This is a genomic window from Paenibacillus sp. FSL K6-0108 (assembly GCF_045040695.1).
Lineage (GTDB): Bacteria > Bacillota > Bacilli > Paenibacillales > Paenibacillaceae > Paenibacillus > Paenibacillus pabuli_B.
In genome coordinates this window covers 70065-82922 of the sequence record NZ_CP150288.1, presented here as the reverse complement: position 1 = coordinate 82922, position 12858 = coordinate 70065, and the positions used below count along the sequence as shown (strand labels likewise).

The 12858-nt window shown below is 48.9% G+C and carries 14 protein-coding genes; all 14 read right to left on the bottom strand.

Annotated elements, in window-relative coordinates:
• Window positions 1-84: 84 nt before the first annotated feature.
• Window positions 85-1596, bottom strand: a complete 1512-nt coding sequence (gene lysS, locus MHB49_RS00385; RefSeq protein ID WP_247900167.1) for a lysine--tRNA ligase — start codon at window positions 1594-1596, stop codon at window positions 85-87.
• 121 nt (window positions 1597-1717) lie between these two features.
• Window positions 1718-2194 (bottom strand): transcription elongation factor GreA, encoded by a 477-nt coding sequence (gene greA, locus MHB49_RS00380; RefSeq protein WP_247900166.1) that lies wholly within the window; start codon window positions 2192-2194, stop codon window positions 1718-1720.
• Window positions 2195-2447: 253 nt separating this feature from the next.
• Window positions 2448-3467: a tRNA dihydrouridine synthase DusB gene (gene dusB, locus MHB49_RS00375; protein ID WP_405154627.1), complete on the bottom strand. Its 1020-nt coding sequence runs from the start codon at window positions 3465-3467 to the stop codon at window positions 2448-2450.
• Between the two features lie 113 nt (window positions 3468-3580).
• Window positions 3581-3784 (bottom strand): helix-turn-helix domain-containing protein, encoded by a 204-nt coding sequence (locus tag MHB49_RS00370; protein WP_247900164.1) that lies wholly within the window; start codon window positions 3782-3784, stop codon window positions 3581-3583.
• Window positions 3736-4284: a 2-amino-4-hydroxy-6-hydroxymethyldihydropteridine diphosphokinase gene (gene folK, locus MHB49_RS00365; protein WP_405154626.1), complete on the bottom strand. Its 549-nt coding sequence runs from the start codon at window positions 4282-4284 to the stop codon at window positions 3736-3738. The genes MHB49_RS00370 and folK overlap by 49 nt, the downstream gene beginning before the upstream one ends.
• A gap of 9 nt (window positions 4285-4293) precedes the next feature.
• Window positions 4294-4656, bottom strand: coding sequence for a dihydroneopterin aldolase (gene folB, locus MHB49_RS00360; protein ID WP_053778905.1), 363 nt, complete (start codon window positions 4654-4656; stop codon window positions 4294-4296).
• 103 nt (window positions 4657-4759) lie between these two features.
• On the bottom strand, window positions 4760-5623 hold the full coding sequence (gene folP, locus MHB49_RS00355) for a dihydropteroate synthase (protein WP_405154625.1): 864 nt from the start codon (window positions 5621-5623) through the stop codon (window positions 4760-4762).
• On the bottom strand, window positions 5620-6504 hold the full coding sequence (locus MHB49_RS00350) for an aminotransferase class IV (protein ID WP_405154624.1): 885 nt from the start codon (window positions 6502-6504) through the stop codon (window positions 5620-5622). Before MHB49_RS00350 ends, folP begins: the two co-directional genes overlap by 4 nt.
• A 2-nt stretch (window positions 6505-6506) precedes the next feature.
• On the bottom strand, window positions 6507-7082 hold the full coding sequence (gene pabA / locus MHB49_RS00345) for an aminodeoxychorismate/anthranilate synthase component II (RefSeq protein WP_405154623.1): 576 nt from the start codon (window positions 7080-7082) through the stop codon (window positions 6507-6509).
• Between the two features lie 48 nt (window positions 7083-7130).
• Window positions 7131-8702 (bottom strand): anthranilate synthase component I family protein, encoded by a 1572-nt coding sequence (locus MHB49_RS00340; RefSeq protein ID WP_405157012.1) that lies wholly within the window; start codon window positions 8700-8702, stop codon window positions 7131-7133.
• 141 nt (window positions 8703-8843) lie between these two features.
• Window positions 8844-9782: a cysteine synthase A gene (cysK, locus tag MHB49_RS00335; RefSeq protein WP_062329357.1), complete on the bottom strand. Its 939-nt coding sequence runs from the start codon at window positions 9780-9782 to the stop codon at window positions 8844-8846.
• Between the two features lie 338 nt (window positions 9783-10120).
• On the bottom strand, window positions 10121-11071 hold the full coding sequence (locus tag MHB49_RS00330) for a peptidyl-prolyl cis-trans isomerase (RefSeq protein ID WP_405154622.1): 951 nt from the start codon (window positions 11069-11071) through the stop codon (window positions 10121-10123).
• Window positions 11072-11095: 24 nt separating this feature from the next.
• On the bottom strand, window positions 11096-11986 hold the full coding sequence (hslO, locus tag MHB49_RS00325; protein WP_348773235.1) for an Hsp33 family molecular chaperone HslO: 891 nt from the start codon (window positions 11984-11986) through the stop codon (window positions 11096-11098).
• Between the two features lie 95 nt (window positions 11987-12081).
• Window positions 12082-12852: a type III pantothenate kinase gene (locus MHB49_RS00320; RefSeq protein ID WP_247900157.1), complete on the bottom strand. Its 771-nt coding sequence runs from the start codon at window positions 12850-12852 to the stop codon at window positions 12082-12084.
• Window positions 12853-12858 lie beyond the last annotated feature (6 nt).

The following is a 12858-nucleotide window of genomic DNA, read 5'->3' as shown; positions in this document are numbered from 1 at the left end:
TGTAAACCTAAAGAGGAACTTGCCACAGCATCATACTGAACGGCAGGTTCCTCTTCTATTATGAACGAGTCAAACGTTCCTTATTTAATCCTGTGTACGAGGACGCATGTGCGGGAAGAGCAGTACGTCACGAATGGACGGGGAGTTGGTCAACAACATGATCAGACGGTCAATACCAATCCCCAGTCCACCTGTTGGTGGCATACCATATTCGAGCGCACGGATGAAATCATCATCCATTTCGTGTGCTTCGTCGTTCCCGTGTTCTTTCTCCAGCAATTGTGCCTCAAAACGCTGACGTTGATCAATTGGATCATTCAGCTCCGTAAAGGCATTGGCATGCTCACGTCCAACGATAAACAGCTCAAAGCGGTCCGTGAAGCGTGGATCTACATCGCTTTTCTTCGCCAGCGGCGAAATCTCAACCGGATGCCCCATAATAAAGGTTGGTTGAATCAACGTCTCTTCTACAAACTGTTCGAAGAATGCATTCAGAATATGACCAAATGTCATATGCTTTTCAACTGGAACCTTATGCTCTTTCGCCAAACGATGAGCTTCCTCGTCCGTCATGTGCACGGAGAAGTCCACGCCTACAACTTCCTTAACCGCGTCTACCATCGTTACACGGCGCCATTGTGGTGTAAGATCCACTTGATAGTCTGCATATTGAATAACTTGTGTGCCAAGCACTTCCTGTGCGATGTGAGCAACAAGATTCTCAGTCAAACGCATAATATCCTGATAATCGGCATATGCCTCATACAGTTCAATCATCGTGAACTCAGGGTTATGACGTGTCGACATGCCTTCGTTACGGTATACACGGCCGATCTCATATACTTTCTCCAGACCGCCCACAATCAGACGTTTCAGGTGAAGCTCGATCGCAATCCGCATGTACAATTCCATATCAAGTGCATTATGATGCGTGATGAATGGGCGCGCAGCGGCTCCACCAGCGATGGTGTGCAGCGTCGGCGTTTCCACTTCCAGATAACCCAGAGAATCCAGGTAACGGCGCATCGACTGAATGATTTTGGAACGAGTAATGAAGGTCTGCTGCACTTCGCGATTCATAATCAGGTCAACATAGCGCTGACGGTAACGCAGCTCTACATCCGCGAGTCCATGATATTTATCCGGAAGCGGGTATAGTGATTTGGACAATACTTCAAGGTTTTGAACCTTAACTGAAGTTTCGCCTGTTTTGGTTTTGAAGATTACCCCAGAGACACCTACAATATCACCGAGATCGAGCAGGCTGAACGCGGCATATTTGTCTTCCGGCACAGTATCCTGACGAACATAGATCTGGATTCTGCCGCTCAGGTCCTGAATATGTGCAAAGCTCGCTTTACCCATTCCCCGCTTCGCCATAATCCGTCCGGCAATACTGACTTCGATGTGCTTCTCTTCCAGCTCTTCCTTCGTCAGTTCATCATACTTCTTCAGAATGGAGCCGGCTTCTTCCGTACGTACGTATTTTTGGCCAAAAGGGTCGATTCCCAATTTGCGGAGCTCGTCCAATTTGTCGCGGCGAATTTGTAAAAGCTCACTTAGTTCGGTTTCCTGATTCAAGACTTCATCCGTCATGATCTATATTCATCTCCTTATTTACATTGCAGGCATCTTCAGAGGCATGCTGCCTCCAATGTTGAAAAAAGCTTCCCTAAGGAAGCTTTTGTCTCAGTACCCGACTGCTTCATTGCTTATATTACTTTTTGATGTCTACAATTTTATATTGAATTACGCCAGCAGGCACACTTACATCAACAACCGTACCTTTTTTCTTGCCCAGAATAGCTTTTCCAACAGGGCTCTCGTTCGATATTTTGTTTTGTAGCGGATTGGATTCCGCAGTACCTACGATTGTATATTCCGTGATATCACCGAATTCCAGATCTTCTACAGTAACTGTTGCACCCACGCTTACGGCTTCGGTATCAATCTCGTCGCTGTTGATAATCCGCGCGTTCCGGAGCAATTTCTCCAAAGTGATAATGCGGCCTTCAATGAAAGCCTGCTCGTTCTTCGCATCTTCGTATTCGGAGTTTTCACTAATATCTCCATACCCGATAGCTACCTTAATCCGTTCAGCCACTTCGCGGCGCTTCACCGATTTCAGCATTTCCAGTTCTTCTTCAAGCTTCTTAAGTCCCTCTGGTGTAAGGATAACTTCCTTATCGCTCATCTCAACCGATTCTCCTGTCATGGGAATAATTTGATTGCACGGCGACGGAACCAATGCTGTTTACAGAGCTCCGCCCGCATACATCTTCAAAACTATATGAAGTTCTCCGGAGAAACAGAACGTTCGGAACGTTCCTCCTGATGCACTAGCCTTATGACGCACATGGCGAATTTATACTGTGAAATTATAGGGTAACGGTCTCGAAAAGTCAATGTTACGCCCCCTATAGCTGTAAACGTTTTACATTAGCAGATCAGGATGCATTTTCGGCTACTGCCGGTTCTGACTCCAGATTGCCTTCGATATGCAGCTGGCCTACAAAGTTCTCCAGAATGTGCACCATCTCATCACGTTTCGTTTCTTCCATAATAACGTCCTTGATGCGAGCAGATCCTTTGAGACCTTTCAAATACCAAGCCAGATGTTTACGCATCTCGCGAACAGCAACAGTCTCACCCTTCAATGCAATCAGACGGTCCATATGCAAAATGGCAACCCGGATTTTCTCTTCCGCATTCGGGTCAGGAAGCAGTTCGCCGGAACTCAAGTATTGAATGGTACGATACAACATCCATGGGTTACCCAAGGCTGCACGACCGATCATAACCCCGTCACAGCCTGTTTCATCCAACATGCGACGGGCATCTTCCGGTGAAGATACGTCTCCGTTCCCGATAACCGGGATCGAGACAGCCTCTTTTACATTTTTGATATGCGACCAGTCAGCAGTACCTGTATAAAGCTGCTCACGTGTACGGCCGTGCACACTTACTGCCTGTCCGCCGGCGCGTTCAACAGCTTGTGCATTCTCAACTACGTAGATATGCTCGTTATCCCAGCCGATCCGCATCTTGACTGTAACCGGCTTATCTACCGCGTCGACTACAGCGGATACCATTTCATAAATTTTGTTCGGATCAAGCAACCAGCGCGCACCTGCATCACAGCTCGTCACTTTAGGCACAGGGCATCCCATGTTGATGTCTATGATATCCGCATTGGTTTCCTTGTCCACAATTTTGGCTGCTTCTACAAGAGCATTACGATCTCCGCCCCAAATTTGCAGGCTCAGCGGTTTCTCTCGCTCATCCACAAACAACATCTCACGTGTACGCTTGTTACCATGCACGATGGCTTTGCCACTCACCATTTCCGCACAGACAAGGCCTGTCCCAAATTCTTTTGCGATCAGACGAAAAGCCGGATTACATACACCCGCCATCGGCGCAAGTACGACCTGGTTTTTCATTTCAATTCCACCAATGTTAAGCATGGTAGTCGTCCCACTCCTTTTAAATCCGCAGACTCTTGCATGAATCCTGGTTAATGTTTATTTTGTATAAGATCAACGAATACTGACTGTTTTGTTGTTAGTAAAAAACGACGTCAGTTCCCCTGCAACTCCTCAATGCTGATCGATAGCACTCCGGCAATCAGGTTCAGTTCCCGTTCAGTCACTTTGCGGTTGCCTCGTTCAATCATACCCAGAATGGCCAGCGATATGCCCGTCTCAGCAGCGAGTTCCTGTTGTGTTAAACCTTTCAGCTTCCGGAAAGCCCGGATTCGATTGGCCAATTGCACGTTTTCCAAAGCTGTATTCCATCCTTTCCATCCAGTACAGACAACGATGATTGAACAAAGGTATGCAAACCTGAATGCTCATCTTCGGTTACGATATCAGCCAGTGGCACCAATACAAACGCCCGTTCACCCATCCGTGGATGCGGCAGTTGCAGCCGTTCGGTATCACTTGTCTCTCCATCCATCCAAAGCAAATCCAAATCGACTGTACGAGGGCCCCAACGGATATCACGAACCCGTCCAAGCCGTGTTTCGATCTCCAGCAGTTCCGTGAGCAGCTGCTCCGGCAAAAGTGTAGTCTGTACCGCAGTTGCCATATTCAGAAACGCTGGCTGGTCCACATAACCTACCGGTTCCGTCTCATACAGTGCAGAACAGCGCAGGACGGATATATGAGGATGTGCATCCAGCAACGTTAACGCCTCAAGCAGCGTCTGTTCCCGGTCACCCAAATTAGCCCCTAAAGCAATATAAGCCTCTGAAGATTCAGAGGTCGAATGTGCAATCATGATCGGTTCTCACTTTCTTGTGCGGCGAAGCTCAACAGTTACGCCCCCAAAATGAATATCAAACGGCGGATGCGGCTTCGTCACCTTGACTGTCAATGCATTGATAATAGTATAAGTGTCCAGTAACGAAGATGCAATATGTTCGCCCAAAGCTTCAATTAACTGGAATGATTTATTTTCAACAATCTGTTTTACGAGCTCATGAATTTCCGCATAATTGATGGTTTTGGTCAAATCATCGTTACGCCCTGCCTCACCCAGATCCATATCAATCTCCAGATCAATATAATAACGCGCCCCCAGCTTCCGTTCCTCGGCAAATACGCCGTGATATCCGTAATACTCCATTCGATGCATGACCATTCTATCCATAAGTTCCGCCTGCCCTCTATATATATTGAAATCATGGTTCGATGTTTGTTCCTATTGCAAAACGCTGCGCTTGCACTGGACGGGTCCCCGGGCCCCGCCAACATCATTTCCTCCGCAAGCCTGGAGATGAATACAACATGGCATCACACATGTCCACCGTGCGCCGAATCGGCTTCACATCATGAACTCGCACCATCTGGCAGCCTTGGGCAATGCCAAATGCAACCGTAGCGGCTGTACCCTCCAGCGCATCATCCGCCTGCACCTTCAAGGTGTTCTGAATAAACCTTTTACGAGAGGTAGCAAGTAGAACGGGATACCCCATCTCATTGAGCAGCCCGAGCGATGACATGAGCACGAGATTTTCGTTCAGATCTTTCACAAAGCCAATGCCCGGGTCCAGAATAATCTGATCGGGATGGACTCCGGCTTCAAGCGCAATCTGAATACTCTCCTGAAGATCACTGACTACATCAACCAAATAGTTGGTATAGTCTCGTTCTTCCCGGTTGTGCATTAGAATCAGAGGACATCCCAGTTCTGCCGCAGTACGTGCCATCTCCGGGTCAGCCTTGGCACCCCATACATCATTGATAATGTGCGCTCCAGCTTGAATGGCCTGACGAGCGACATCGGCTTTATAAGTGTCCACTGATATCGGAATATGCGGAGCCTGCTGCCGCAGTGCTTCAATGACCGGAATGATCCGGCTGAGCTCTTCATCAGCGCCAACGACATCTGAGCCCGGACGTGTGGATTCGCCGCCAATATCAATGAGATCCGCACCGTCTTCCATCATCTGAATGGCGTGAGCCACCGCTCGCTCCACATTGGTATAACGTCCCCCATCCGAGAAGGAGTCCGGTGTGACATTCAGAATGCCCATAATAAGTGTACGTGTACCCAATTGTAGCTCTGCTGGCCTACACGCATAATTCCGTTCATAGATGACTGGTGTAAGTGTCATGAAGTATACCCCGCTTTCTGCCGGTACATACTCAGAAGCACTTCTGTAACCGGGCCTATATGTCCGCTGCTGACTACCGTTTCCGTTCCATCCTGATCCCGCAATGTCGTAACTGGGACGAGTTCAGAAACAGAACCTGTCAAAAAGATCTCCTCTGCCTGCAGCAGTTCCTCCCAAGGGAACAAACCTTCCTGGCAAGGCATTCCTCGCTGAGCTGCAAGCTCCAGTACAACGGCTCTGGTAATGCCCGGCAAAATGCCTGTCGCAAGTGCCGGCGTGTAGAGTACGCCCTGTCTCACCCAGAACACATTACTGACAATCCCCTCAGCTACATGCCCGTCTCGGGTTAATTGCAGCCCTTCCGCGCTCTGCACATGCTGTCCGTATCCGTTCAGTTCACGCTTTGCCAGAATACTGTTCATGTAATGCAGCGATTTGAACCGCACTTCCCCTTCAGGCGTGTTACGAGGCGTCGACAGACGTTGAAGCATTTTACCATTTTCAAATAGAGAGGGAGAGGGTTCAGGCAGTGCTTTTGCCAATACGATATGATTGGGTTTCCCATAATCTCCTGAAGGTAGTCCGAGCGGAGCCTCGCCCGCAGATACCGTGTAGCGCACATAGGCATCCTCAAGTTCATTAGCAAGCAGCAGGTTGTTGATCGAATCCGTTACCTCCGCTGCTGTTGCTGTGAAAGGAATGCCCAGTTCACGACACCCTGAAGCCATCCGTTTCAAATGACGATCCAGCAGAAAAGGAACTCTCTGATACGTCCGAAATGTCTCGAACAATCCGAGTCCGTACAAAAAGCCGTGATCCATCACCGGAACCACGGCTGCCGCCATATTGACCAATTCTCCGTTTATCGCGGCATATTTCATCTCTATACCTTTACCTGCTGAGACAGGAAGTTACGCAGCATTTGATGACCGTGATCCGTAATGATGGATTCGGGATGGAACTGAACACCTTCAATCGCATATTCCTTGTGACGTAGGCCCATAATCTCGCCTTCAGCCGTCTCGGCCGTAATCTCTAGGCAGTCTGGCAGACTGCTGCGTTCTACGATCAGAGAGTGATATCGCGTAGCTGTGAAGGGAGATGGTAATCCAGTAAATACGGATGTTCCGTTATGGTGCATCTCCGATGTTTTGCCGTGCATCATGCGGTCCGCACGAATAACATTTCCTCCGAAAGCCTGTCCGATGGCCTGATGTCCCAGACATACGCCGAAGATTGGAATACTACCCTTGAAGTAATCGATAACCGCCAGACTAATACCGGCCTCATTGGGAGTACAAGGACCTGGTGAGATTAAAATATGATCAGGTGCCAATGCCTCGATGCCTGCCAGATCAATCTCATCATTACGGCGAACTTCCACCGTCTCCCCCAGTTCACCCAGATATTGAACCAGGTTGTATGTGAAGGAATCATAATTGTCGATAACCAGTATCATATCCTTGTTCCTCCTGTTCTTCCGTCCACGCAGGGGACGGTTGCTTGGTTATTTTAATTTAACAGCTTCCGCTTCCTCGCTGTAATTCACAGCCCTCATCATGGCTCTTGCCTTGTTGCGGCACTCTTTGTATTCCCGATAGGGATCGGAATCAATAACAATGCCCGCACCTGCTTGTACATATCCGATTCCATCTTTAATGGAAAGTGTACGAATGACGATGTTCAACTCCATATTGCCACTGTAGTCCATCCACCCAATCGAACCCGTATACGGTCCACGACGCACAGGCTCCAGTTCTTCAATGATTTCCATCGTGCGAACTTTGGGTGCACCTGTAATCGTTCCACCTGGGAATGTCGCTGCGATCACATCAAATACGGATAATCCGTCGGCCAGCGTTCCCTCAACTTGAGACACCAGATGCATGACATGGGAATACTTCTCGATCGTCATCAGTTCAGGCACATGGACTGATCCATAAGCCGCAATTCGCCCAATATCATTCCGCTCCAGATCGACCAGCATAATATGTTCTGCCCGCTCCTTCTCACTGTTCAGCAATTCAGCGGCCATCAACGTATCCTCAGCTTCATCCCTGCCTCTTCTCCGTGTGCCCGCGATCGGACGAGCGCTCACCTTCCCATGATCTACTTTGACGAGCAATTCAGGTGAACCGCTCACCAGTTGAAAGTCCGGACTACGCAGCATTCCCATGTAGGGAGAAGGATTCACGAGACGAAGCCATTCATAGATGTGCTCTGCACTGGACTTCAGACGTTTCTCCTGTCGAAGGGACAGGTTTACTTGAAACACATCCCCCTGCCGGATATATTCCTGCACTGTACGTACCGCCTGCTCGAAGTCCTGTTGTGGAAATGAAGTATGCCATCCTTCCGTTTCCCGCTCCGAATCGGCTGATTGCGAATTAAGATGAATGTGGCTGTGGCGAAGCTCCAAAGCCTGCTGCTGCTCTTCCGCCTGGGCAAATCCCAGAATATGCAGCCAGCGCTGCTGCATGGCTGCTGCTCGCTCTTCTGCTTCCGTGTAAAGTCTGCGCAGATCAGCCTCTGTCTGATTTGGTTGCACAGGCATGTGCACCATACAGAATAAGGCCTCTTGCTCATGATCATACGCCCATAGTTCTTCAAAACGCATCCACCAATAATCGGGGAGTGCCGGGTTGTCTGCTGCCAAGGTTGGCAGCTTTTCCAGGGATCTGGCTACGTCATAGCTTAGATACCCTGCACAACCACCACCAAAGTCTGGAGCCCCGCTAACCTTTGGTGCGCTGTATGGCGCAGCCCATCTTTTTAACACTTCAAGTGGTTTACCAACGTCTGTCCGGGTACCGCCTTGAATAAGATCATGAATAACAGCCTCATTACCCTTGCCGGAAATAACGGATACCGGGTTTAATCCCAGAAAGGTATACCTTCCGCCTTTTCCATTTTCCAATACTATTGCATAGGGTGACGCCTGCTGCCAGGCTGCTTCCCACGTTAACGGTAAACCGCCATGATACGGTCCCTTATCCGACTTAATCATATACGGCATCATGGTCCAACCTTTTCCGGCCCACTCTGTCCAGTCGGCGTATGTTGTCATCAGGTGTGTCATTGCGGTTTGCCGCCCTCCATCTGTCGCTAGTTCTATTGTCTGATAGTATACTAAAGCGCCGCTGCTTTTAAAAGCATTCAGCAAAAAATCCTCCACACCCGGCATGCGGGCTAGGAGGATTTGTTTCATCACTTGTTAAGCTTAAGCTTCAAAGTTGTAAAGTGGCGTACTGAGGTAACGTTCGCCGTTACTTGGTACAATCACGACAACGCGTTTGCCTGCACCCAACTGTTTGGCCACTTGCAGACCTGCGCGGATAGCTGCACCGGAAGAAATACCCGAAAGAATACCTTCTTCCTTCGCTACCTGACGAGCCGTCTCGAACGCATCGTCATTCTCGATGTGAATGATCTCGTCATAGATTTCCTGATCCAGAATCTCAGGAATAAAGTTGGCACCGATCCCCTGGATTTTGTGAGGGCCCGGTTTTCCACCTGCCAGGATTGGAGAAGCTGCTGGTTCAACAGCAACAATTTTAATCCCAGGGAAGGATTCCTTCAACACTTCACCTGTACCAGTAATCGTTCCGCCTGTACCGATTCCTGCAACGAAAGCATCCAACGTACCGCCTACAGATTGAATAGCTTCAACAATCTCAGGGCCAGTCGTTTCACGGTGGATCTTCACGTTGGCTTTATTTTTAAATTGCTCAGCCATGAAATAAGATGGATTTTCCTTAAGCAATTCCTCAGCTTTCTTAACTGCACCATTCATACCTTCAGCTCCCGGTGTGAGCACAAGCTCAGCTCCGTAGGCGCGAAGCAGGTTACGACGCTCCATGCTCATCGTTTCCGGCATAACAATAACAGACTTGTAGCCTTTGGCTGCAGCCACCATAGCCAGTCCGATCCCTGTGTTACCACTTGTTGCTTCAATGATGGTATCACCCGGTTTCAGCTTGCCTTCTTTTTCCGCTTCTTCCACGATGCTGATCGCGATACGGTCTTTGACGCTCGAACCTGGATTCTGGTATTCCAGTTTCACGAATACTTCAGCACTGCCTTCAGGTACGATACGGTTCAGACGAACAAGCGGAGTACCTCCGATGAGTTCTGTTACGTTATTAACTACTTTAGCCATATGAATGCCCTCCTTAGTGGGATGAATACTACTTAAGTCCTGTTGCCATATACATGTGCGGCCGAGCAGCCTCTAGATGTTATAAAAGAACTGCGGAAATCCGTCAAAGTCCATTCCATCTGCAATAAGCCGGACAGAGCCTGGGTTTCCGAAGATTTCTTTGGTCATATAAAATGTTTTATTCCGAGTAAATGAGTAGGTTTTTGATTATTTTTATCTTATCAACCTTACACCCTATTGTCAATATGAGTACTCAAAAAAATACTCCGCCCTGGGCCCTAAGGCTGTAGACAGAGTATTTTTATCAAGATGCAGCAGAACATTCGTATGCAGAATAATCAGGATGCCGGAATTTCAGCGATGATGACAGCTTCATACTTGCTCCGCAGCCTTTCCTCCACCTGGGGCAGGGGATCAGCCTGACTGAGTGCCAGCTGCATCCGAATCTCCTCGTGTACCTCTTCTGCGGGTTGTACCTGGCGCTCTTGTTTGTCGTTCATTTTAATGATGGCATAGCCTTCTTCCACCTTCACCGGCCCTGCAATATCGCCAACGACCAGTTGAGCTGCAAGTTTGAGGAGTGCTTCGGACTGAAACGGATCATTCTGCTCGATCCATCCCAGACGACCACCTGCATCACGAGAGTAACTGTCCGTCGATTCCTGACGTGCGGTTTCTTCAAAGTCTGCACCCTTGTCGAGCGCATCCAGAACTGATTTTGCCTGGTCCTCTTCCTTCAATACAATGATAGACAGATCGTATTTTTCAGGAGAAACATAGTCTTCATGGTGCTCGTTCCAGTAATGCTCAATATCTGCATCCTTGATCTGAATGCCGCTTGTAGCAATTTTCTCTAACAACAGCCTGTATCCTGCCTCCAGCTCAAGGTCCTGCCTAGATAAACCTAGCTGGGACTGCATCTCGTCAAAATAAGCCTTCTCCGAGTCATACCCTTCCATGGCCGCGGCAAGTTCTTTTGCAATTTCCTTGGGGGTCACCGTCAAATTACGGTCCACCGCTTCTGCATAAACGGCTTTCCGGTTAAGCATCTGAAGCAGCAATTCACTGCCGTAGCGTCGTTTCAACGCCTCGGTCCATTCCTTATTGGTGATGACCTCTCCATTTATTGTTGCTACGGCGCTTCCATCTTCCTGATTGGAATCCTGAGGCGAGTCTGCTCCATCACGTCCAGTCCGTGAGCCTTGCAAGACCATAACTGAACCCATCACGAGCATTCCAAGCGTCAAGACAATTACGGCCGTCCATAACCCTTTCTCCTGTCTTGTCATTCCGCGTCCCGTCCCCGCATAAAATCAGTTCTTGGCTTGCTCTAGGATGGTCTCAAGTTGTTCCTTGTTGAAATCGTAAGCTTCGTTACAGAATTGGCAGACCACTTCAGCCTGGCCTTCTTCCTCAATCAACTGCTCCATTTCAGATTGACCCAGGCTGATCAGCGTTTTCTCTACCCGCTCACGTGAACACTCACAGTGGAAAGTAATATCCATTTCGTCCATGACCTGCACATCAGGCAATACACGGCGAAGTAACTCTTCCAGTCCATGACCCTCATCCAGCAAAGTCGTTACCTGCGGCATCGCACCAATGGCTTTTTCGATCACGGTTATTTCGTCATCTGTCAAACCTGGCAGTAACTGCACAATGAATCCACCGGCTACAATAACCGAATTGTCCGTATCCACCAGTACACCAACGCCTACAGCAGAAGGCGTTTGCTCCGATTTGGCAAAATAGTACGTAAAGTCTTCGCCAAGTTCTCCTGAAATAATCGGTACACTGCCGCGATAAGGCTCTTTCAGCCCCAGATCCTTGGTTACGTTCACGAATCCCTCTGTTCCGACTGCACCAGCAACGTCCAGCTTGCCCATGCTGTTGCTCGGCAGATGTACATGCGGATTGCTTACATAGCCACGAACTTCACCCTTCGCATTAGCATCAGCAACAATCTGTCCAATAGGACCGTCGCCTTTGACTTGAATAGTTAGCTTCTCTTCTCCCTTAAGCATGGCACCCATAATGGCTGCTGCCGTTACCGTACGCCCCATAGCTGCTGTAGCCGTGGGAAACGTATCATGTCTTCTGCGCAGTTCCTCAACCAGTTCCGTCGTCTGCACAGCAAAGGCTCTAACCCGTCCGTTCATTGCTGTACCACGAATTAATCGGTCTTGTTTGTTGTTGTTTTCCAAGTCATTCAGCCTCCTTTGGCGTAATCGCCAGTTATAGAAAAAACGGCATAACATATAAGACTGTAATCTCAGCCCGCTGTTTGCCGTCTCTGTTCTTACCTTTCCCGGTTCCGCTCATAAATGATACGCAGCCCTTCAAGCGTAAGCAGCGGATCCACTTCCTCGATGCTGCGTGTTTCTTCTGCAATCAGCTTGGCAAGGCCTCCGGTTGCAATGACTCTGGGCTTGGCTCCCATTTCCTCGCGAATACGTTCCACAATGCCGTCCACCTGTCCTGCATAACCATAAATAATGCCGGCCTGCATCGCATGAATGGTGTTACGCCCAATGACTTTCTTGGGCTTCTCCAATTCAATGCGAGGTAGCTTGGACGCCCGTTCATAGAGCGCTTCGGTTGCAATATGGATGCCTGGTACGATAGCCCCGCCCAGATAATTTCCTTTCTCATCAATACAGTCAAATGTGGTCGCTGTACCGAAATCGACCACAACGAGAGGACCGCCATACTTCTCAACAGCGGCCACTGCATTAACAATGCGATCCGCGCCAACTTCACGAGGGTTCTCATACCGCAGGTTCAGGCCGGTTCGAATACCAGGTCCGACGAGCAGTGGTTTCTTTCCTACGTACTTCTCACACATGGCTTCAATCACATTCACCAGCGGCGGAACCACGGATGCGATGATCACACCTTCAATGTCGCGTGTCGAAATACCCGACATATGAAATAAATTATAAATCAATACGCCATATTCATCCACTGTCGACTGACGGGATGTGCTCAGGCGAAAATGGTGGAGCAACTCCCGGCCCTGATACACGCCGAGAACGATGTTGCTGTTGCCCACGTCTACCACAAGAATCAAAGAGGT